The 20320-nt window shown below is 61.8% G+C and carries 19 protein-coding genes; 9 read left to right on the forward strand and 10 right to left on the reverse strand.

Annotation, left to right across the window (positions count from 1 at the left end; all coding sequences use genetic code 11):
- Nucleotides 1-88: 88 nt before the first annotated feature.
- Both QCL51_RS00055 and QCL51_RS00060 read left to right on the forward strand, forming a co-directional pair.
- Entirely contained in the window at nucleotides 89-1735 is a 1647-nt protein-coding gene (locus QCL51_RS00055) for a GMC family oxidoreductase N-terminal domain-containing protein (protein WP_103443619.1), read from the forward strand.
- A 97-nt stretch (nucleotides 1736-1832) separates the two neighbouring features.
- The gene (locus tag QCL51_RS00060; RefSeq protein WP_021784550.1) at nucleotides 1833-3452 is read left to right on the forward strand and encodes an MFS transporter; all 1620 of its coding nucleotides are present in this window, start codon (nucleotides 1833-1835) and stop codon (nucleotides 3450-3452) included.
- A gap of 177 nt (nucleotides 3453-3629) precedes the next feature.
- Here the strand turns inward: QCL51_RS00060 and QCL51_RS00065 are convergent, their stop codons facing one another.
- Genes QCL51_RS00065 through glyQ form a run of 4 tightly spaced genes read right to left on the reverse strand, consistent with a single transcriptional unit; the run spans nucleotide 3630 to nucleotide 7990 of the window.
- On the reverse strand, nucleotides 3630-4415 hold the full coding sequence (locus QCL51_RS00065; RefSeq protein WP_103469532.1) for a lysophospholipid acyltransferase family protein: 786 nt from the start codon (nucleotides 4413-4415) through the stop codon (nucleotides 3630-3632).
- A 45-nt stretch (nucleotides 4416-4460) separates the two neighbouring features.
- Complete coding sequence (gmhB, locus tag QCL51_RS00070) at nucleotides 4461-4988, reverse strand: D-glycero-beta-D-manno-heptose 1,7-bisphosphate 7-phosphatase (RefSeq protein ID WP_003253129.1); 528 nt, start codon at nucleotides 4986-4988, stop codon at nucleotides 4461-4463.
- Between the two features lie 3 nt (nucleotides 4989-4991).
- A complete protein-coding gene (gene glyS, locus QCL51_RS00075; protein ID WP_338444474.1) occupies nucleotides 4992-7046 on the reverse strand; it encodes a glycine--tRNA ligase subunit beta in 2055 nt (684 codons plus the stop codon).
- A complete protein-coding gene (gene glyQ, locus QCL51_RS00080; RefSeq protein WP_003253126.1) occupies nucleotides 7043-7990 on the reverse strand; it encodes a glycine--tRNA ligase subunit alpha in 948 nt (315 codons plus the stop codon). The genes glyS and glyQ overlap by 4 nt, the downstream gene beginning before the upstream one ends.
- 83 nt (nucleotides 7991-8073) lie before the next feature.
- Between glyQ and QCL51_RS00085 the strand changes: the two genes are divergently transcribed.
- Together QCL51_RS00085 and QCL51_RS00090 are read left to right on the forward strand one after the other, a co-directional pair.
- Nucleotides 8074-8625 (forward strand): DNA-3-methyladenine glycosylase I, encoded by a 552-nt coding sequence (locus QCL51_RS00085; RefSeq protein ID WP_021784553.1) that lies wholly within the window; start codon nucleotides 8074-8076, stop codon nucleotides 8623-8625.
- Between the two features lie 40 nt (nucleotides 8626-8665).
- Nucleotides 8666-9553, forward strand: coding sequence for a lysophospholipid acyltransferase (locus QCL51_RS00090; protein ID WP_003253121.1), 888 nt, complete (start codon nucleotides 8666-8668; stop codon nucleotides 9551-9553).
- Nucleotides 9554-9650: 97 nt separating this feature from the next.
- On the opposite strand, the gene QCL51_RS00095 is transcribed toward QCL51_RS00090, so the two are convergent.
- From QCL51_RS00095 to def, 5 genes are read right to left on the reverse strand one after another with little or no spacing between them, the layout of a single operon-like run.
- Nucleotides 9651-9965, reverse strand: coding sequence for a tetratricopeptide repeat protein (locus QCL51_RS00095; protein WP_014589214.1), 315 nt, complete (start codon nucleotides 9963-9965; stop codon nucleotides 9651-9653).
- A gap of 11 nt (nucleotides 9966-9976) precedes the next feature.
- Nucleotides 9977-11350 carry a Trk system potassium transporter TrkA gene (gene trkA / locus QCL51_RS00100; protein ID WP_275966572.1) on the reverse strand — a complete coding sequence of 458 codons (1374 nt, stop codon included), beginning with the start codon at nucleotides 11348-11350 and terminating at the stop codon, nucleotides 9977-9979.
- 23 nt (nucleotides 11351-11373) lie between these two features.
- A complete protein-coding gene (gene rsmB / locus QCL51_RS00105; protein WP_021784555.1) occupies nucleotides 11374-12684 on the reverse strand; it encodes a 16S rRNA (cytosine(967)-C(5))-methyltransferase RsmB in 1311 nt (436 codons plus the stop codon).
- On the reverse strand, nucleotides 12681-13613 hold the full coding sequence (gene fmt, locus QCL51_RS00110) for a methionyl-tRNA formyltransferase (RefSeq protein ID WP_021784556.1): 933 nt from the start codon (nucleotides 13611-13613) through the stop codon (nucleotides 12681-12683). Before fmt ends, rsmB begins: the two co-directional genes overlap by 4 nt.
- Before the next feature lie 60 nt (nucleotides 13614-13673).
- On the reverse strand, nucleotides 13674-14180 hold the full coding sequence (def, locus tag QCL51_RS00115; protein WP_003253111.1) for a peptide deformylase: 507 nt from the start codon (nucleotides 14178-14180) through the stop codon (nucleotides 13674-13676).
- Nucleotides 14181-14386: 206 nt separating this feature from the next.
- Here def and dprA point away from each other — a divergent pair, with 206 nt between their 5' ends.
- The 3 genes from dprA to QCL51_RS00130 all read left to right on the forward strand — a co-directional run bounded on the left by dprA (nucleotide 14387) and on the right by QCL51_RS00130 (nucleotide 17316).
- Nucleotides 14387-15484 (forward strand): DNA-processing protein DprA, encoded by a 1098-nt coding sequence (gene dprA / locus QCL51_RS00120; RefSeq protein ID WP_084850788.1) that lies wholly within the window; start codon nucleotides 14387-14389, stop codon nucleotides 15482-15484.
- A gap of 42 nt (nucleotides 15485-15526) precedes the next feature.
- Nucleotides 15527-16084 carry an L-threonylcarbamoyladenylate synthase gene (locus QCL51_RS00125; protein ID WP_014859478.1) on the forward strand — a complete coding sequence of 186 codons (558 nt, stop codon included), beginning with the start codon at nucleotides 15527-15529 and terminating at the stop codon, nucleotides 16082-16084.
- Nucleotides 16085-16998: 914 nt separating this feature from the next.
- Nucleotides 16999-17316: a hypothetical protein gene (locus QCL51_RS00130; protein ID WP_021784558.1), complete on the forward strand. Its 318-nt coding sequence runs from the start codon at nucleotides 16999-17001 to the stop codon at nucleotides 17314-17316.
- 127 nt (nucleotides 17317-17443) lie between these two features.
- Here QCL51_RS00130 and QCL51_RS00135 read toward each other — a convergent pair whose 3' ends face one another.
- A complete protein-coding gene (locus tag QCL51_RS00135; protein WP_021784559.1) occupies nucleotides 17444-18421 on the reverse strand; it encodes an NADPH:quinone reductase in 978 nt (325 codons plus the stop codon).
- 134 nt (nucleotides 18422-18555) lie between these two features.
- Between QCL51_RS00135 and hemF the strand changes: the two genes are divergently transcribed.
- Together hemF and aroE are read left to right on the forward strand one after the other, a co-directional pair.
- Entirely contained in the window at nucleotides 18556-19467 is a 912-nt protein-coding gene (hemF, locus tag QCL51_RS00140) for an oxygen-dependent coproporphyrinogen oxidase (protein ID WP_014754944.1), read from the forward strand.
- Between the two features lie 25 nt (nucleotides 19468-19492).
- Nucleotides 19493-20317 carry a shikimate dehydrogenase gene (aroE, locus tag QCL51_RS00145; protein WP_021784560.1) on the forward strand — a complete coding sequence of 275 codons (825 nt, stop codon included), beginning with the start codon at nucleotides 19493-19495 and terminating at the stop codon, nucleotides 20315-20317.
- The last annotated feature ends 3 nt before the right edge of the window (nucleotides 20318-20320 follow it).

A 20320-nucleotide genomic window follows, 5' to 3' on the forward strand; every position in this document is an offset into this window, starting at 1 on the left:
GCGGCTGCGCGAAATCTCGTGTTTCCACCACGAAATTACTCACTAAGATGGACCGGGACAAGAATAAAAAACAGGCGCGAGGTTGCACATGCCATCAGCCGATTCTGTCTTCGACTACGTGGTGGTGGGGGCCGGTCCCGCCGGATGCCTGCTGGCCAATCGTTTGTCCGCCGACCCTTCCTGCCGCGTGCTGCTGCTGGAGGCGGGTGGTCGTGACAATTATCCCTGGATCCACATCCCCGTCGGTTACCTCTACTGCATCGGCAACCCACGCACCGACTGGTGCTTCAAGACCGAGGCACAGCCGGGCCTCGGCGGTCGCGCTTTGGGTTATCCAAGGGGCAAGGTGCTAGGTGGCTGTTCTTCGATCAACGGCATGATTTACATGCGGGGCCAAGCCGCCGACTATGACCATTGGGCCGCGCAAGGCAACGACGGCTGGGCGTGGAAAGATGTGTTGCCGCTGTTCAAGGCCAGTGAAAACCACTTTGCCGGCGCCAGTGAGCACCATGGCGCGGAGGGCGAATGGCGGGTCGAGCGCCAGCGCTACAGCTGGCCGATTCTTGATGCTTTCCGTGATGCCGCCGAGCAGAGCGGAATTGGCAAGGTCGAAGATTTCAACACCGGCGACAACCAAGGTTGTGGATATTTTCAGGTCAACCAGCGCAGTGGTGTGCGTTGGAACGCTTCCAAAGCCTTCCTGCGGCCGATCAAGGATCGCGCCAACCTCACTGTGCTGACTGGCGTGCAGGTTGACCAGGTACTGCTCGACAACACCCGCGCAAGGGCGGTGAAGGCGCTCTGGCAAGGGGCCTGGCATGAGTTTGCGGCGCGTCGCGAGATCATCCTCTGTGCTGGGGCGGTTGGTTCACCGGGCATCCTCCAGCGCTCCGGCATCGGTCCGCGTCAGTTGCTGGAAAGCTTGGGCATTGGTGTTCGCCACGATATGCCCGGCGTTGGTGGCAACTTGCAGGACCACCTGCAACTTCGCCTGATCTACCAGATCCGCAACACCCGCACCTTGAACCAGATGGCCAACAGCCTGTGGGGCAAGATGGGCATGGGCGTGCGTTACCTCTACGACCGCAGCGGGCCGCTGGCCATGGCGCCGAGCCAGTTAGGCGTATTCGTGCGTTCAAGCCCCGAACAGGCCACCGCCAACCTTCAGTATCACGTGCAGCCGCTGTCACTGGAACGCTTCGGTGAGCCGTTGCATCAGTTCCCGGCCTTTACTGCCTCGGTGTGCAACCTGCGCCCAGCCAGCCGCGGGCGTATCGATATCTGCAGCACCGACATGAACAGCACACCGCTGATCGACCCCAATTACCTCAGTGCTCCCCAGGACTTGCGCGTTGCCGCCGAAGCCATTCGCCTTACCCGGCGCATCGTCCAGGCCCCTGCCCTCGCCGCTTTCGAGCCCAAGGAATATTTGCCGGGCCCAGCGCTGCAAAGCGAGGAAGAACTGTTCGAGGCCGCTGGCAAGATCGGCACCACCATCTTCCACCCGGTCGGTACCTGTCGCATGGGCAACGGTGCCATGGACGTTGTGGATAACCAACTGCGTGTACATGGCATCCCCGGTCTTCGCGTGGCAGATGCTTCGATCATGCCGCAGATTACTTCCGGCAATACATGTTCCCCCACCCTGATGATCGCTGAAAAGGCGGCGCAACTGATCCTCAAAGGAGCTGCTACCCAGACCAACCTGAACGAAGACGCGTTACCGACGCCCTGACCCGGGTGCGTGCAGTACCGGCGGCTTGCGGTCAGAAGTCGCCGACAGTGGAACAACAAGAATAATCACTGTGGCCTACGGGCCGAGGACAGCAACGATGTCGGATTACATCCAAGAGCAGGATGCGGTGGCCAGCAGCCCCAGCCGCCGTGAAGAACGCAAGATCATTTTCGCGTCATCCCTCGGGACGGTTTTCGAGTGGTATGACTTTTTTCTCTATGGTGCGTTGGCAGCGGTCATCAGCAAGCAGTTCTTCGCTGGCGTAAACGATACCACCGCTTTCATCTTCGCCCTTATGGCCTTTGCTGCAGGCTTTCTGGTGCGGCCGTTTGGCGCGCTGGTGTTCGGCCGCCTGGGTGACATGATCGGGCGCAAGTACACCTTTCTGGTCACCATCGTGCTGATGGGCCTGTCCACTTTCGCTGTTGGGTTGTTGCCCACCTACGCCAGCATCGGCATCGCCGCACCGATCATCCTGGTGGTCCTGCGCATGCTTCAGGGGCTGGCGCTGGGCGGTGAGTATGGCGGTGCCGCCACTTACGTGGCCGAGCATGCGCCCCCCGGCAAGCGTGGCTTGCACACCGGTTTCATCCAGTCCACCGCAACGCTGGGCCTGTTGTTGTCGCTCTTGGTGGTGCTGGGTAGTCGCTACGTCAGTGGCGACCAGTTCGAAACCTGGGGCTGGCGCTTGCCGTTTCTGCTGTCGATCGTGCTGCTGGCGATCTCGACCTGGATTCGCATGAGCATGCACGAGTCGCCGGCCTTTGTGAAAATGAAGGCTCAGGGCAAGGTCAGCAAGTCGCCCATCCGCGAGTCCTTCACCTCCTGGCCAAACCTGAAAGTGGTGCTTACCGCCCTGTTCAGTATCAACGCGGGGCAGGCGGTGACCTTTTACACGGCGCAGTTCTACGTTCTGTTCTTCATGACCCAGATGCTGAAAATGGACTCGGCTCAGGCCAATACCCTGCTCATCATCAGCGTTGTGATTGGCGCGCCGTTCTTCGTGTTCTTCGGCTGGTTGTCCGACCGTATCGGCCGCAAGCCGATCCTGATGCTCGGCCTGTTGCTGGCTACGGTACTGTACTTCCCGCTGTTCAAGGCGCTGAGCCACTACGCCAACCCACAGATCGACGCCGCCAGCCGTCAGGCGCCGATCGTGGTCACCGCCGACCCGCAAGGCTGCACATTCCAGTTCGACCCAGTGGGCAAGGCTCGTTTTGACAGCCCGTGCGACAAGGTCAAGACCTTCCTGGTCAAGCAGGGCCTGCCGTACAGCTCGGTAAGCGTGGCCGGCAGTGAAGTGGTGGTGAACATCGGTGACAAGACCATCAACGGATTTGACGAAACTGCCATGCGTGCTGCAATCGAGCAGGCTGGTTACCCGGCCAAAGCCGACCCTGCGCAGGTCAATCAGGTAATGGTGGTGGTACTGATCGTGGCGATGATCCTGATCGCGACCATGACCTATGGCCCGTTGGCGGCGGTGATGGTCGAGCTCTTCCCGACCCGCATCCGCTACACCTCGATGTCACTGCCCTACCACATTGGTAATGGCTGGTTCGGTGGTTTCCTGCCTACCGTATCGTTCGCGCTGGTGGTCTATACCGGGGATATCTTCTACGGGCTGTGGTACCCGGTGCTGGTGACCGGGATCAGCCTGGTGGTAGGGATCTTCTGTCTGAAGGAAACCAAGGATGTAGATATCGACAAAGTCTGATGCTGTCCACATGCCATAAAAAAACCGGCTGTAAAAGCCGGTTTTTTTATGCCTCAAAAAAACTTATGCACGATTTTCAGAAAAAATTCATACAGAAAAATAAATAGCAAATTCAAATACTTAGCTATCAATTCAAGCATTTAATCCAAAAACTGCACACAAGTTATCCACAGAAGGTCATGCCATCTGCTCCTGAGGTTTTTCCTCTGCTGGCGGCAGAGATCCCATGGCCCGCTGGGTCGCTTCGTTCCAGGCTGCAGCGCGGTCGTTGAGTTCGGCGATAGCCCGTGGCCCAGTGCCGTTGGCGTACATCGGTTCGCCAATTACCACTTCGATTGTACCGGCACGCTTGCCCCAACCGGTCTTGGGCCAGAACTTGCCGGCGTTGTGGGCAATCGGTAGCACCGGCAGCCCGGCATTCACGGCCAGTGCGGTACCGCCGCGGGAGAACTTGCCGATGGTGCCGAACGGCACACGGGTGCCTTCTGGAAAAATCAGCACCCACGTCTTCTGCTTGAGCAGTTCGTCACCCTTGCTCGCCACCTGGCGCAGCGCTTCCTTGGGGTTGTCGCGGTTGATCGCGATGGGCCGCAGCATGGCCATGGCCCAACCGAAGAACGGTACATACAGCAGTTCGCGCTTGAGCACCTGGCTAAGCGGCGAGAAGTACTGCGACAGGAAGAAGGTTTCCCAGGTGCTCTGGTGATTGGACAGAATCACGCAAGGCTCAGCTGGCACGTTCTCGGCGCCAGTGATCTTGTAGTCGATGCCCAGGATGGTGCGCACCAGAAACAGCGCGCAGCGGCACCAGTACACGTTGATGAACCTGTAGCGCTTGGGGAACGACAGGAACGGCGCGACGAAGAAGCTCAGCGAGCACCACAGCAGCGAACTGGTGCCCAGCAGCAGGTAAAAAAGAAAGATTCTGATCGCCTGCAGGATCGACATAGTGGCTTGTACCATTGCGGGCATGCCCGCCTGAGAAAAATGCGCCCGAAGGCGCACTGTTTAAATTAGTTCTCTGGCGATAGCTGCCAGATCGTCGAAAATCAGTGTAGTTTCCGGGACGCCTTTTTCCAGGGTCCGCTCACCTTTGCCGGTCTTCACCAGCACGGGTTGTGCACCGACGGCCAGGGCGGCCTCCAGGTCACCTTTGCTGTCGCCGACGAACCAGACGCCTTCAAGGCCAATCTGGTAATGCTCGGCGATCGCCCGCAGCATGCCGGGCTTGGGCTTGCGGCAATCGCACCCTTCGTCCGGCCCATGCGGGCAATACACGATGTGGCCCACTTCGCCGCCCTGCTCGGCCACTAGCGCGCGCAGGCGCGCATGCATGGCCTCAAGGGTTGCCAGCGGGTAGTAGCCACGGGCAATGCCGGACTGGTTGGTGGCCACGGCCACCGTCCAGCCCGCCTTGCTCAACTGCGCGATCGCATCGACCGAGCCGGGGATCGGCACCCATTCTTCCAGCGTCTTGATGTACGCATCGGAGTCGTAGTTGATCACCCCGTCACGGTCGAGAATCAGCAGTTTCAAGGCTTACCCCAGCAGCGAAATGTCAGCCACGCCCAGGAACAGGCCGCGCAGGCGGCTGAGCAGGGCATAACGGTTGGCACGTACCTTGGCGTCTTCGGCGTTGACCATGACAGCCTCGAAGAAGGCATCGACCGGGTCACGCAGGGCCGCCAGGCGGGCCAGCGATTCGCTGTACTGACGTGCTGCAGCCATCGGTTGCACGGCCTGGTCGGCCTGCTGGATGGCCGAGTACAGGGAGAACTCGTTGGCATTGTCGAAGTACTTCGGTTCGACCTGCTCGGCGATGGCACCCTCGGCCTTGCTCAGCAGGTTCGACACGCGCTTGTTCACCGCGGCCAAGGCCTCGGCTTCCGGCAGTTTGCGGAACGCCTGTACGGCTTGCACGCGCTGGTCGAAGTCCAGCGCGGAGCCTGGCTGCAGTGCGCGTACCGACAGGTACGTAGCCACGTCGATGCCTTCGTCTTCGTAACGCGCGCGCAGGCGGTCGAAAATGAACTCCAGTACTTGCTCGGCCAGGCCGGCGGCCTTGACCTTGGGGCCGAACTGCTTGACCGCGAACTCGACCGCACCGGTCAGGTCCAGGTCCAGTTGCTTCTCGATCAGGATCCGCAGCACGCCCAGAGCAGCACGGCGCAAGGCGTACGGGTCCTTGCTGCCGGTAGGCAGCATGCCGATGCCGAAGATGCCCACCAGGGTGTCGAGCTTGTCGGCGATGGCCACGGCAGCACCGGTCAGGGTCTGCGGCAGCTCGGCGCCTGCACCGCGCGGCATGTACTGCTCGTTCAGGGCCAGGGCCACGTCTTCCGGCTCACCGTCGTTGAGCGCGTAGTAGTAACCGGCAACACCCTGCATTTCAGGGAATTCGCCGACCATCTCGGTGGCCAGGTCGCACTTCGACAGCAGGCCGGCACGGCCAGCGCGCTGGGCATCGCCGCCGATCAGCGGGGCAACGAAGGCGGCCAGCCTGGAAACACGTTCGGCCTTGTCGTACACGGTGCCGAGCTGAGCCTGGAACACCACATTCTTGAGGCGCTCGTTGAAGGTTTCCAGTGGCTGCTTCTTGTCCTGCTTGAAGAAGAACTCGGCGTCGGTCAGGCGCGGGCGCACGACCTTTTCGTTGCCTTGCACGATCTGCTTCGGGTCGCGGCTTTCGATGTTGGCCACGGTAATGAAGCGCGGCAGCAGCCTGCCTTCGCTGTCCAGCAGGCAGAAGTACTTCTGGTTGTCCTGCATGGTGGTAATCAGGGCTTCCTGCGGCACTTCAAGGAAACGCTCTTCGAACGAGCACACCAGCGGCACTGGCCATTCGACCAGAGCAGTCACTTCGTCCAGCAGCGCCGGTGGCACGATGGCAGTGCCTTCCTGCTGCATGGCAAGCTCGGCGGTGCGTTTGCTGATCAGCTCGCGGCGCTCGGCGAAGTCGGCCAGCACGTACGCTTTACGCAGGTCTTCGACATAGTTTGCCGGTGTGGTGATGACCACGGCTTCCGGATGGTGGAAGCGGTGGCCACGGGATTCACGGCCGGCCTTCTGCGACAGAATGGTGCAGTCGACCACTTGGTCGCCCAGCAGCATTACCAGCCATTGGGTCGGGCGTACGAACTCTTCACGGCTGGTCGCCCAACGCATGCGCTTGGGGATCGGCAGGTCGTTCAGCGAATCTTCGACGATGGTCGGCAGCAGGTCAGTGGTGGCCTTGCCCGGGATGTGCTGGGAGAAGCGCAGCTTGGGGCCGCTCTGGTCGATTTCGGCCAGTTCAACACCGCACTTCTTGGCAAAGCCCAGCGCAGCCTGGGTCGGCTGGCCTTCGGCGTTGAAGGCTGCCTGCAGGGGCGGGCCGTCGATGTTGATGCTGCGGTCAGGCTGCTGCACGTCCAGCTGGCGAATCAGTACGGCCAGACGACGCGGCGCGGCGTACACCTGCTTGGCGGTGTAGTTCAGGCCAGCCGCCTGCAGGCCTTTTTCGATACCGGCCAGGAAAGCGTCGCCGAGGTTGGCGAGGGCCTTGGGTGGCAGCTCTTCGGTGCCCAGTTCTACCAGAAAATCTTGAGCACTCATTGTGCAGCCTCCAGCTTAGCCAACACTTCGTCACGCAGTTCAGGGGTGGCCATCGGGAAGCCCAGGCGTGCGCGGGCTTGCAGATAGCTTTGCGCCACGTCCCGGGCCAGGGTACGTACACGCAGGATGTAACGCTGGCGCTCGGTTACCGAGATGGCGCGGCGGGCGTCCAGCAGGTTGAAGGTGTGCGAGGCCTTCAGGACCATTTCATAGGTCGGCAGCGGCAGCTCCAGCTTGATCAGGCGGTTGGCTTCGCTTTCGTAGAAATCGAACAGTTCGAACAGCTTGTCGACGTTGGCATGTTCAAAGTTGTAGGTCGACTGCTCCACCTCGTTCTGGTGGAACACGTCACCGTAGGTGACCTTGCCGAACGGGCCGTCGGCCCACACCAGGTCGTAAACCGAATCGACGCCCTGGATGTACATGGCCAGGCGCTCCAGGCCGTAGGTGATTTCACCGGTGACCGGGTAGCACTCGATGCCGCCTACCTGCTGGAAGTAGGTGAACTGGGTGACTTCCATGCCGTTGAGCCAGATTTCCCAGCCCAGACCCCAGGCGCCGAGGGTCGGCGATTCCCAGTTGTCTTCGACGAAACGAATGTCGTGCACCAGCGGATCCAGGCCGATGGCTTTCAGCGAGCCGAGGTACAGCTCCTGGAAGTTGGCCGGGTTCGGTTTGAGCACCACCTGGAACTGGTAGTAGTGCTGCAGGCGGTTGGGGTTTTCGCCATACCGCCCGTCGGCAGGACGACGGCTAGGCTGCACATAGGCGGCGTTCCAGGTTTCTGGACCCACGGCGCGCAGGAATGTAGCGGTGTGGAAAGTGCCGGCGCCTACTTCCATATCGTAGGGCTGAAGTACCACACAACCTTGAGCTGCCCAGTAGTTCTGCAGGGCGAGGATCAGGTCTTGGAAGGTACGCACGGCTGGCGTAGGCTGGCTCACGAAATTCACCTGTATCTGGGGATGCGGATGTAAAGAGCGGGAGTATAACCTGATTCGCCTCGCCCTCTACTCATTGGAGCCTTATGCCACGCTGCTTTTGGTGTACCGACGATCCGTTGTACCAGGCCTACCACGACCAGGAATGGGGAATGCCACAGCGCGACCCGGCGTTGCTCTTCGAGATGCTTTTGCTCGAAGGGTTCCAGGCGGGGCTTTCGTGGATTACCGTTTTGCGCAAACGCGAGCGTTATCGCCAGGTGATGTACGGCTTCGACCCCTTAAAGCTGGCGGCCATGAGCGACGAACGTATCGAAGAATTGATGCAGGATGCAGGCATCATCCGCAATCGCCTCAAGCTCAAGGCTGCGCGGCGCAACGCCCAGGCCTGGCTGGCTGTGGATAACCCTGCCGAATGGCTGTGGTCGTTCGTCGGCGGCTCGCCGAAGATCAACCACTTCAAGGCTCGCGGCGACGTGCCGGCGGTTACCGATGAAGCCAAGGCAATGAGCAAGGCCCTGCAGAAAGCTGGCTTCACGTTCGTCGGTCCGACTATTTGCTACGCCTTCATGCAGGCCACCGGCATGGTCATGGACCACACCACCGACTGCGATCGCTACGCCGCCTTGTCGCGCTGAGGGTTACAATGCGCGCCTTGCTGAAATAAGGAATTCGCCTGTGGAAAAGTTCAAGGGCGCCCTGATGGTCGGGGTGCTGCGCCTGTTTGCCAAGCTGCCCTGGGGCGCTGTGCAGCGTGTCGGCGCCGGTATTGGCTGGCTGATGTGGAAAATCCCCAACAGTTCGCGCAACGTGGTACGGATCAACCTGGCCAAATGTTTCCCGGAGATGGACCCGGTTGCCCGTGAGCAACTGGTGGGCCAGGCGCTGCGGGATATCGGTAAATCCTTTGTCGAAAGTGCCTGTGCCTGGATATGGCCGCCACAGCGCTCGCTGGAGCTGGTCAAGGAAGTGCATGGCCTGGAAGTGCTGGAGCAGGCCCTGGCCTCGGGTAAAGGCGTGGTCGGCATCACCAGCCACCTGGGCAACTGGGAAGTGTTGAACCACTTCTACTGTAACCAGTGCAAACCGATCATCTTCTACCGCCCGCCGAAGTTGAAGGCGGTGGATGACCTGCTGCGCGAGCAGCGTGTGCAGATGGGCAATCGCGTGGCACCGTCGACCAAGGAAGGCATCCTCAGCGTGATCAAGGAAGTGCGTCGTGGTGGCCAGGTGGGTATTCCTGCCGACCCGGAGCCGGCGGAATCGGCGGGCGTGTTCGTGCCGTTCCTCGGCACCCAGGCGCTGACCAGCAAGTTCGTGCCGAACATGCTGGCCGGTGGCAAGGCGGTAGGCGTGTTCCTGCATGCGCTGCGGTTGCCTGATGGCTCGGGCTTCAAGGTGTTCCTCGAAGCTGCTCCGGAAGAGATGTACAGCACCGATGTGAACGTGTCGGCGGCGGCGATGAGCAAGGTGGTCGAGCGCTATGTGCGTGAGTACCCGAGCCAGTACATGTGGAGCATGAAGCGCTTCAAGAAGCGCCCGGCTGGCGAGCCGCGCTGGTATTAAGCCATTCACCGCCCTCTGTAGGAGCGGGTTTACCCGCGAATGCGATGTTTGATTCACCGACGCATTCGCGGGTAAACCCGCTCCTACAGGGGCCGCGTCAACCCGCTGCTTTGTTGAGCTTCTTCAGGAATACGGTCATCTCTTTTTCGGCCTGCTTGTCACCATGGGCCTGCGCCGCCACGATCCCGTCTTCCCACGCCTTGCGCGCCGCCGCCAGGTCGCCCTGCAACTGATAGGCCTTGCCCAGCAGCTTCCATGCTGCCGAGTATTTCGGATCCTGCTCTACACAGCGCGCCAGGTGCACCGCTGCTTCAGCGCCGTTGCCTTCATCCAGCCAGGCCTTGCCCAGGCCAAACCTCAGCAGCGGGTTATCCACACCTTTGGCCAGCATCTTCTCCAGCGACTCGCGCATGCCCTCTTCTCCTAGAAGAAACTCAAGCCGACGTGGAACAGCTTCTCCACATCGCGAATATGCTTTTTATCCACAACGAAGAGGATCACATGGTCCCCTGATTCGATCATGGTGTCGTCATGGGCAATCATCACCTCTTCATCACGGATGATCGCACCAATCGTGGTGCCCGGTGGCAGCGTGATGTCTTCGATTGCCTTGCCGACCACCTTGCTCGACTTCGAGTCCCCGTGTGCCACCGCCTCGATAGCCTCGGCTGCACCACGGCGCAGCGAGTGCACACTGACGATGTCGCCGCGACGGACGTGCGCCAGCAGGGTGCCGATGGTGGCGAGCTGCGGGCTGATAGCAATGTCGATTTCGCCGCCCTGCACCAGGTCGACATAAGCCGGGTTGTTGATGATGGTCATCACCTTGCCTGCGCCCAGGCGCTTGGCCAGCAGCGACGACATGATGTTGGCTTCGTCATCGTTGGTCAGGGCCAGGAAAATATCGGCGTCGGCGATGTTCTCTTCGAGCATCAGGTCTTTGTCCGAGGCGCTGCCTTGCAGGACTACAGTGCTTTCGAGGGTATCGGAGAGGTGGCGACAACGCGCCGGGCTCATCTCGATGATCTTCACCTGATATCGGCTTTCGATGGCTTCCGCCAGGCGCTCGCCAATCTGCCCGCCGCCGGCGATGACAATGCGTTTATTGGTCTCGTCGATGCGGCGCAGTTCGCCCATCACCGCGCGGATATCTTTCTTTGCGGCAATGAAGAACACCTCGTCGTCGGCTTCGATCACCGTGTCGCCACGCGGGGTGATCGGCCGGTCGCGGCGGAAGATGGCTGCCACGCGGGTGTCGACGTTGGGCATGTGCGCACGGATCTGGCGCAATTGCTGGCCGACCAGCGGGCCGCCATAGTAGGCCTTCACTGCCACGAGCTGGGCCTTGCCTTCGGCGAAGTCGATCACTTGCAGCGAGCCTGGGTGTTCGATCAGGCGCTTGATGTAATTGGTCACCACCTGCTCGGGGCTGATCAGAACGTCGACCGGGATATGGTCGTTGTCGAACAGCTCTTCGCGGGTCAGGTAGGACGATTCGCGCACCCGTGCAATCTTGGTCGGGGTATGGAACAGCGAATAGGCCACCTGGCAGGCAACCATGTTGGTCTCGTCACTGTTGGTTACCGCCACCAGCATGTCGGCGTCGTCGGCACCGGCCTGGCGCAGCACCGTCGGCAGTGAGCCGCGGCCCTGGACAGTGCGGATGTCCAGGCGGTCGCCGAGGTCGCGCAGGCGGTCGCTGTCGGTGTCGACCACGGTAATGTCGTTGGCTTCGCTGGCCAGGTGTTCAGCCAGCGTACCGCCTACCTGCCCTGCGCCGAGGATGATGATCTTCATGCGCTACTCCCTATCCTTTGTTCTTATCCGCGCGAGGCGGCGATCTTGATCAGCTTGGCATAGTAGAAACCGTCGTGGCCGCCTTCCTGGGCCAGCAACTGACGGCCGTGGGGCTGGCGCAGGCCGGCTTCGGTCGCCAGGTCCAGCTCACGGGCGCCCGGGGTGCGCGCGAGGAAGGCTTTGATCACTTCAGTGTTCTCGGTCGGCAAGGTGGAGCAGGTGGCGTATAGCAGCATGCCGCCCACTTCCAAGGTCGGCCACAGGGCATCGAGCAGCTCGCCTTGCAGCGTGGCCAAAGCCGGGATGTCGTCGGCTTGGCGGGCCAGCTTGATGTCCGGGTGGCGGCGAATTACGCCGGTGGCCGAGCACGGCGCGTCGAGCAGAATGCGCTGGAATGGCTTGCCGTCCCACCAGCTGGCAGTGTCGCGTGCATCGCAGGCGATCAGCTCGGCGTCCAGCTGCAGGCGGTCGAGGTTTTCTCGCACGCGGGTCAGCCGCTTGGCTTCGAGATCGATGGCCACCATGTGCGCCAGGCCAGCCTCGGCCTCCAGCAGGTGGCAGGTTTTGCCGCCCGGTGCGCAGCAAGCATCGAGCACGCGTTGGCCGGGGGCCAGTTCCAGCAGGTCGGCAGATAGCTGCGCAGCTTCGTCCTGCACGCTCACCCAGCCTTCGGCGAAGCCTGGCAGGCCGCGCACGTCACAGGCTTCGGCCAGTACGATGCCATCCCGGCTGTACTGGCATGCGCTGGCGCCAATGCCGGCTTCGGCCAGCAGTGCCAAGTAGGCATCGCGGCTATGGTGACGGCGATTGACCCGCAGAATCATCGGCGGGTGGGCATTGTTGGCGGCGCAGATGGCTTCCCACTGCTCTGGCCAGAAGGCTTTCAGCGCCTTCTGCAACCAGCGCGGGTGGGCGGTACGCACCACCGGGTCGCGCTCCATGCCGGCGAGCAGTTCCTCGCCTTCGCGCTGTGCTCGGCGCAGCACGGCATTGAGCAAGCCCTTGGCCCACGGCTTCTTCAGTTTGTCGGCACAGCCCACGGTCTCGCCGATGGCGGCATGGGCCGGAATGCGTGTGTAGAACAGCTGGTACAGGCCGACCAGCAGCAGTGCCTGAACATCGGCATCGGCTGCTTTGAACGGTTTTTGCAGCAGCTGTGCGGCCAGCAGGTCGAGGCGTGGCTGCCAGCGTGCGGTGCCGAACGCCAGGTCCTGGGTCAGGCCGCGGTCGCGTTCATCTACCTTGTCCAGTTGCGCGGGCAGCGAGCTGTTCAGCGAAGCCTTGCCGCTGAGCACAGCAGCAAGCGCACGGGCGGCGGCGAGGCGTGGGTTCATTGGCCCAGCACCTTGCCGGCGGCGAACTTCTCGCGGCGGCTGTTGAACAGGTCACTGAAGCTCAATGCCTTGCCACCAGGCAGTTGCAGGCGGGTCAGGCTCAGGGCTTGGTCACCGCACGCAACTACGAGGCCGTCCTTGCTGGCGGAAAGTATCTCGCCCGGGGCGCCTTGGCCTGTGGACAGGTTGGCGGCCAGCACCTTTACGCTTTCACCATCCAGGGTGCTGTGGCACACCGGCCATGGGTTGAAGGCGCGGATCAGGCGTTCCAGTTCGATCGCCGGGCGGGTCCAGTCGATACGCGCTTCGTCCTTGTTCAGTTTGTGCGCGTAGGTGGCCAGGGCATCATCCTGTACTTCACCTTGCAGCGAACCGTCTGCCAGGCCGGCGATGGCCTGAACGACTGCGGGCGGGCCCATTTCGGCCAGACGATCGTGCAAGGTGCCGCCGGTGTCCTCGGCGCTGATCGGGGTGACTACCTTGAGCAGCATCGGGCCGGTGTCCAGGCCAGCTTCCATGCGCATTACGGTCACGCCGCTTTCGGCGTCGCCGGCTTCCACGGCACGCTGGATCGGCGCCGCACCGCGCCAGCGTGGCAGCAGGGAGGCGTGGCTGTTGATGCAGCCCAGGCGCGGGATATCCAGCACCACCTGTGGCAGGATCAGGCCGTAGGCGACCACTACCATCAGGTCGGGTTTCAGTGCGGCCAGTTCGGCCTGCGCATCGGCGTCGCGCAGGGTCTGCGGCTGGAACACCGGGATGTCATGGGCCACTGCCAGTGCCTTGACCGCACTTGGCATCAGCTTCTGTCCACGACCGGCGGGGCGGTCGGGCTGGGTGTAGACGGCCACGATCTCGTAGGGGCTGTCGAGCAGGGCCTTGAGGTGTTCGGCGGCAAACTCTGGAGTGCCTGCAAAGACGATGCGCATGGAGTTCTCGCTTCAAAAAAGAAAAAGGCTTGCCGGAGCAAGCCTTCAGGAAGGTAGGGATCAGGCTTGCTGGCGGTGCTGCTTTTCCAGCTTCTTCTTGATCCGGTCGCGCTTGAGCTGCGACAGGTAGTCGACGAACAGCTTGCCGTTGAGGTGGTCGAATTCGTGCTGTACGCACACCGCCAGCAGGCCTTCGCATTCCAGTTCGAACGGCTTGCCGTCGCGGTCCTGGGCCTTGACCCGGACACGCAGCGGGCGGTCGACGTTTTCGTAGAAGCCCGGTACCGACAGGCAGCCCTCCTGGTACTGGCCCATGTCATGGGTCAGCTCTTCGACCGACGGGTTGATGAAGACGCGCGGTTCGCTGCGGTCTTCGCTGAGGTCCATGACCACAACCTGCTTGTGCACGTTCACCTGGGTAGCGGCCAGGCCGATGCCAGGGGCTTCGTACATGGTTTCAAACATGTCGTCGATCAGCTGACGCAGGGCGTCGTCGAACTCCGTCACCGGTTTGGCGAGGGTGCGCAGGCGCGGGTCCGGGAATTCGAGAATGTTCAAGATGGCCATAAGGTCAGGCAGTCACTGTGCGTTCGGTTGAAAACTGAGCACACATAATAAAGGGAAACGGGGATTTCGGCACCTGGCAAGCTCGTCTAGGGTGACTATGGGCTTGATAGCCCCCAGTCAATGGACAGCTTTTCAAAGTGTTACTCACAGAGTTATCCACAGCTTGTACCACGTAAATGGCCCTGTTTCGATCAAGGATGATCTCAATGCCCAGTCACCATTCGTCGCCCTGCCCGCCTGCCGAACTGGAGGCACGCTTACGCCTGCATCGCCTCCCCGAGGCTGGATTGCGGCGCTTTCGAACGTTGCTCGAAGCCTTCGGCAGTGCCTCCTCTGCGCTCAGTGCTCCCGCTTCGGCCTGGCGAGCGTTGGGCATCCCCCAAGCTACCATCGATGCCCGGCGCAGTGCCGAGGTGCGCGATGGCGCACTGGCCGCAATGGCTTGGCTGGAGCGCCCTGGCCAGCATTTGCTGATGTGGGACGGCCCAGACTACCCAGCCTTGCTGGCAGAAATCGACGATGCCCCGCCGCTGCTTTTTGTCGCTGGCGAACCTGCCTTGCTCGATCGTCCTCAGCTGGCGATCGTGGGCAGCAGACGTGCCACACCCCCGGCGCTCGACACCGCCCGGGCATTTTCCCGCTACCTCGCGCAGGCTGGTTTCACCATTACCAGCGGGCTGGCGGTAGGTGTCGACGGTGCCGCTCATCGGGCCGCGTTGCAGGCTGGCGGCGGCACGATTGCCGTGCTCGGTACGGGGTTGCAAAAACTTTATCCACAGCGGCATCGGGACCTTGCGCAGGCGATGATCGACAATGGCAGTGCGCTGGTTTCCGAGTATCCCCTGGATGCCGGGCCGCTGCCCGGCAACTTCCCACGGCGCAACCGCATCATCAGTGGGCTGTCGCTCGGTGTGCTGGTGGTCGAGGCGAGCCTCGCCAGCGGCTCGCTGATCACGGCGCGTCTGGCGGCGGAACAAGGCCGCGAGGTGTACGCCATTCCGGGCTCCATTCATCACCCGGGGGCCAAGGGGTGTCACCAGCTGATTCGTGATGGGGCGCTGCTGGTGGAAACTGTGGAGCAGATCCTGGAAAGCTTGCAGGGTTGGCAGAACCTGCCGCCTGCGGTTGTGGACAGATTTGACCATCCCCTGCTTGCCCTGCTGCATGCCGCACCCCAGACCAGTGAAAGCCTGGCCCACTGTAGCGAGCTGCCATTGGCCGACGTGCTGGCGCAGTTGACCGAGCTGGAGCTGGAAGGCCGGGTCAGCAATGAAGCCGGGCGTTGGTTTGCCCGCGCGGGCTAAGTACACTGCTCACATGCAAGGTATATAGGCGGAGAAACAGCAATGGTGAGCAGTTTTCGTGTGCAACAAGCCGCACGTGAGATCCGGGCGGGCGCGGTGATCGCCTACCCGACGGAAGCGGTCTGGGGCCTGGGCTGCGACCCATGGAACGAGGATGCGGTGTATCGCCTGCTGGCGCTGAAGTCGCGTCCTGTGGATAAAGGGCTGATTCTGATCGCTGACAATATCCGTCAGTTCGACTTCCTGTTCGAGGACTTCCCCGAAGACTGGATCGACCGCATGAGCAGCACCTGGCCGGGGCCGAACACCTGGCTGGTGCCGCACCAGGACCTGTTGCCCGAATGGGTGACCGGGCAGCATGACACGGTGGCGCTGCGGGTCAGTGATCACCCGGTGGTGCGTGAGCTGTGCGCGCTGGTGGGGCCGTTGATTTCCACCTCGTGCAACCCTGGCGGGCGCCCGGCGGCGAAGACCCGGTTGCGGGTTGAGCAGTACTTCCATGGCCAGTTGGACCTGGTGCTGGGTGGCGCTCTGGGCGGGCGGAAGAACCCGAGTGTGATTCGCAACCTGGCAACCGGCGAAGTTGTTCGGCCGGGCTGACATCTTTCCACAAGCCTTCTGCAGATTTTTCTGATTTGTCTCGGTTGGCGGGCGATTGTGTGAGGGCTGACGGGTGCCTGCCTTGAAGCTCTCTTCGCCTATGAGATCGAGCGCCGCCCGCGCGGCGCATCGCGAGCTGCGCTCGCTCCTACGTTTGTTTTTGGCCAGGAACGCCTGTTACAGGCGCGCGCGACCGCCTTGTTTTTACGATGCGATCTTGAGCCATACGCCAAAGCGTTCGCGCGCAAATGGCACAGAAATAATTGGCCCGAAACAAACGTAGGAGCGAGCGCAGCTCGCGATGCGCCGCGCGGGCGGCGCTCGATCTGCGCGACACCACAGAAACCAAGGCGAGCGCCTGGTTGCCGTTACGCGGTCTGCGTGCGCCAAATCGATTGAGGGGGTGGCCTAGGCCCTATCGCCCGAAAAAACAAAGGCCGCATAAGCGGCCCAAATGGTAAGGATGTACTCACCCGGATAACTTGAGTTCAGCCGACGCACCAGTACAACCTGAAGCAGAAACGCTTCGCTTCCAAACCAGCATGGTCAAGGCAGTGCCCTTTCTATCGCGTGCTGTGCATGCGCCTCCTGTTGCCATTTGCGTGATCAGGGTTTTCTGATTTTTGCCAAAATGGCTGTCCAGCTGGGCACTTCGGAAATATCCTACGAACCGCGTCTCCTTCCATCACCTTCTAAGTGGGAACCTCTGCCTCTAGGCTCTATCCGTCGCCGAATAACTTGGCGATCGGGTGTGGTAGCCCGGATGCATTTTTTCCATGACAGTCTATGGTGGCTGTGCGTGGGAGGCTTTCGAGCCTGCCTGGATTGGAAAATGCCCGGGTCTACCACCTCGCGTACAGTCGCCACCCATTCACGTGGTAGTGAAGGTTGGCGGCCTTGAGGAGCATTTTCCAATGATGAAGAAAATAGTCCCCGATCCACCCCTACCCTGCACCTCCACCCGCCCCTTCGGCCGCTGCGATGCCGGCCACGATCCACTCTTCACCGTCAACCCAAACATTTCTGCCGAGGACGCTCTGGTCCACGTAGCCCTGTACCTGCGCAGCGCTTACGAAACCGGCTACAAAGCTTTGGACTACATGCGTGAAGAAGGCCGTGGCATGTTCTGGTCGAACCTGCATGCGATTGAAATGGCAGAGGGTGTGATCGAGGCGATACTCGATGGCATCGAGTCGACTCCATTGCCGTCACGCCCAGCCTCCAAGGCATAGCGCTGCTATCGAGGCCGACTCAGTACCTGTGGGAGCGGGCTTGCCCGCGAACACCGGCAAAGCCGGTGCCATCCATCGCGGTGGCTTCTTCGCGGGTAAACCCGCTCCTACAGGGAATGTGCGTGGCTCAGGGGATTAGTACAGTCGATCCTACAGTCCGCCGCGCCGACAGCTCTGCCTGCGCCTTGGCCGCCTCGCTCAGTGGATACCGCTGCTGGATATCCACAACCAGCTTCCCGCTCGCAATCATCGCAAACAGGTCATCGGCCATGGCCTGGGTGTTCTCGGCATTGTTGGCATAGCTCGCCAAGGTCGGCCGGGTGACATACAGCGAGCCCTTCTGCGCCAGAATCCCCAGGTTCACCCCGCTCACCGCACCGGAAGCGTTGCCAAAGCTCACCATCAACCCGCGTGGCTGCAGGCAGTCCAGCGAGGTCAGCCAGGTGTCGGCACCCACGCCGTCATACACCACCGGACATTTCTTGCCGTCGGTCAGCTCCAGTACGCGCTTGGCCACATCTTCACGGCTGTAGTCGATGGTCGCCCAAGCCCCCAGCGCCTTGGCCCGCTCGGCCTTCTCGGCAGAGCTCACGGTGCCGATCAGCTTGGCGCCCAGGGCCTTGGCCCATTGGCAAGCCAGCGACCCTACACCACCGGCTGCGGCATGGAACAGGATCACATCACCCGCCTTCACCTCATAGGTCTGCTTCAGCAGGTACTGTACGGTCAAACCCTTGAGCATCACCGCTGCCGCCTGCTCGAAGCTGATGGTGTCCGGCAGCTTGACCAGGTTGGCTTCCGGTAGCGTATGCACCTCGCTGTAGGCGCCCAGCGGGCCGCCGGCATGTGCCACACGGTCTCCTACCTTCAGCCGGGACACGCCTTGGCCCACGGCCTCAACCACACCTGCCGCTTCTGTACCCAGCCCAGAAGGCAGGGACGGCGGTGCATACAGCCCGCTTCGGAAGTAGGTATCGATGAAGTTCAGGCCGATCGCATGGTTACGCACACGCACCTGCTGTGGCCCGGGCGGGGTGGGTTCGAATTCCACAAACTGCAGCACTTCCGGGCCACCATGCTGGCTGAACTGGATACGCTTGGCCATCTCGCACTCCTGTAGTCGGGATCGGGAAAGGCCTTCTATCGGACGCCTTTGCTTGGTCGTCGTCAACTGCGGCGCGCGCGCTGGCGGTGGTATGCTACGCGGCGAATTCTTCCCTGCCCGTTCCTGGTGACCCGATGACTAGCCGCACCGAGGCCGTGAAAGCCTACCTGCTCGACCTGCAAGACCGTATCTGCTCTGCCCTCGAAACAGAAGACGGCGGTGCCCGCTTCGTCGAGGACGCCTGGGTGCGCGAAGCCGGTGGCGGGGGCCGCACGCGGGTTATCGGTGATGGCAAAGTGATCGAAAAAGGCGGGGTCAACTTCTCCCATGTGTTTGGTGCCGGCCTGCCGCCGTCGGCCAGTGCCCACCGCCCCGAACTGGCAGGCCGTGGTTTCGAAGCCTTGGGCGTGTCGCTGGTGATACACCCGCACAACCCGCATGTGCCCACTTCCCACGCCAACGTTCGCTTCTTCATTGCCGAAAAGGAAGGTGAAGAGGCCGTATGGTGGTTCGGCGGCGGCTTTGACCTGACGCCATACTATGGCAACGAAGAAGACTGCATTCACTGGCACCGAGTGGCCGAGCAGGCCTGCGCGCCGTTTGGCGCCGACGTGTACCCACGCTACAAGGCCTGGTGCGATCGCTACTTCCACCTCAAGCACCGTGGCGAGCCACGGGGTATCGGCGGCTTGTTCTTCGATGACCTGAACGAGTGGGACTTCGACACTTGCTTCGCCTTCATCCGTGCCATTGGCGATGCCTACATCAACGCCTACCTGCCGATCGTCCAGCGCCGCAAAGACACGCCTTACACCCCGCAACAGCGCGAGTTCCAGGAATACCGCCGCGGCCGCTACGTGGAGTTCAATCTGGTCTACGACCGTGGCACCCTGTTCGGCCTGCAATCCGGTGGCCGCACCGAATCCATCCTCATGTCGCTGCCACCGCAGGTGCGTTGGGGCTATGACTGGAAGGCCGCGCCCGGCAGTGAAGAGGCACGCCTGACAGAGTACTTCCTGCAGGACCGCGACTGGCTCGGCCAGTAAGCCTGTGGATAAACAAGGAGCCGTCATGGACCAGTACGTCGTTTTTGGTAACCCCATCGGCCACAGCAAGTCGCCGCTGATCCACCGCCTGTTCGCCGAGCAGACCGGTCAGGACCTGGAATATGCCACTCTGCTGGCGCCGCTGGACGAGTTCAGCGACTGCGCGCGCGGCTTCTTCAAGCAAGGCAGTGGCGGCAACGTCACCGTGCCGTTCAAGGAAGAGGCTTACCGCCTGTGCGACAGCCTGACCCCGCGTGCCCGGCGCGCTGGCGCAGTGAACACGCTGAGCAAACTGGCTGATGGCACCCTGCAGGGCGACAACACCGATGGCGCTGGCCTGGTGCGCGACCTGACGGTGAATGCCGGGGTCGAGCTGGCGGGCAAGCGCATTCTCATCCTCGGTGCCGGTGGCGCCGTGCGCGGCGTGCTGGAGCCTATTCTGGCGCACAAGCCGCAGTCGCTGGTGATTGCCAACCGTACCGTGGAAAAGGCCGAGCAGCTGGCGCGTGAGTTCGATGAACTGGGGCCGGTGGTGGCCAGCGGGTTTGCCTGGTTGCAGGAACCTGTGGATGTGATCATCAACGCCACCTCGGCGAGCTTGGCCGGGGAAATGCCACCGATTGCCGACAGCCTGGTCGAGGCGGGTCGTACGGTTTGCTACGACATGATGTATGGCAAGGAGCCAACGCCGTTTTGCCAGTGGGCTACCAAGCTGGGGGCTGCCAAGGTACTGGATGGGTTGGGGATGCTGGCTGAACAGGCGGCTGAAGCCTTCTTTATCTGGCGTGGCGTGAGGCCCGATACGGCGCCGGTATTGGCCGAACTGCGTCGGCAACTTGCCAGGGGCTGAGAT

It is taken from the genome of Pseudomonas sp. LTR0 (assembly GCF_036630035.1).
GTDB lineage: Bacteria > Pseudomonadota > Gammaproteobacteria > Pseudomonadales > Pseudomonadaceae > Aquipseudomonas > Aquipseudomonas putida_Y.

What these genes read in the sequence shown, in the direction of transcription:
- QCL51_RS00130 (WP_021784558.1), top strand. Translation starts at nt 16,999, where the DNA reads ATGATGAAGAAAATAGTCCCCGATCCACCCCTACCCTGCACCTCCACC.
- QCL51_RS00060 (WP_021784550.1), top strand. Translation starts at nt 1,833, where the DNA reads ATGTCGGATTACATCCAAGAGCAGGATGCGGTGGCCAGCAGCCCCAGC.
- QCL51_RS00095 (WP_014589214.1), bottom strand. Translation starts at nt 9,965, where the DNA reads ATGCGCGAGTCGCTGGAGAAGATGCTGGCCAAAGGTGTGGATAACCCG.
- QCL51_RS00055 (WP_103443619.1), top strand. Translation starts at nt 89, where the DNA reads ATGCCATCAGCCGATTCTGTCTTCGACTACGTGGTGGTGGGGGCCGGT.
- fmt (WP_021784556.1), bottom strand. Translation starts at nt 13,613, where the DNA reads ATGCGCATCGTCTTTGCAGGCACTCCAGAGTTTGCCGCCGAACACCTC.
- QCL51_RS00135 (WP_021784559.1), bottom strand. Translation starts at nt 18,421, where the DNA reads ATGGCCAAGCGTATCCAGTTCAGCCAGCATGGTGGCCCGGAAGTGCTG.
- QCL51_RS00125 (WP_014859478.1), top strand. Translation starts at nt 15,527, where the DNA reads ATGGTGAGCAGTTTTCGTGTGCAACAAGCCGCACGTGAGATCCGGGCG.
- rsmB (WP_021784555.1), bottom strand. Translation starts at nt 12,684, where the DNA reads ATGAACCCACGCCTCGCCGCCGCCCGTGCGCTTGCTGCTGTGCTCAGC.
- aroE (WP_021784560.1), top strand. Translation starts at nt 19,493, where the DNA reads ATGGACCAGTACGTCGTTTTTGGTAACCCCATCGGCCACAGCAAGTCG.
- glyS (WP_338444474.1), bottom strand. Translation starts at nt 7,046, where the DNA reads ATGAGTGCTCAAGATTTTCTGGTAGAACTGGGCACCGAAGAGCTGCCA.
- QCL51_RS00085 (WP_021784553.1), top strand. Translation starts at nt 8,074, where the DNA reads ATGCCACGCTGCTTTTGGTGTACCGACGATCCGTTGTACCAGGCCTAC.
- def (WP_003253111.1), bottom strand. Translation starts at nt 14,180, where the DNA reads ATGGCCATCTTGAACATTCTCGAATTCCCGGACCCGCGCCTGCGCACC.
- hemF (WP_014754944.1), top strand. Translation starts at nt 18,556, where the DNA reads ATGACTAGCCGCACCGAGGCCGTGAAAGCCTACCTGCTCGACCTGCAA.
- dprA (WP_084850788.1), top strand. Translation starts at nt 14,387, where the DNA reads ATGCCCAGTCACCATTCGTCGCCCTGCCCGCCTGCCGAACTGGAGGCA.
- trkA (WP_275966572.1), bottom strand. Translation starts at nt 11,350, where the DNA reads ATGAAGATCATCATCCTCGGCGCAGGGCAGGTAGGCGGTACGCTGGCT.
- QCL51_RS00065 (WP_103469532.1), bottom strand. Translation starts at nt 4,415, where the DNA reads ATGGTACAAGCCACTATGTCGATCCTGCAGGCGATCAGAATCTTTCTT.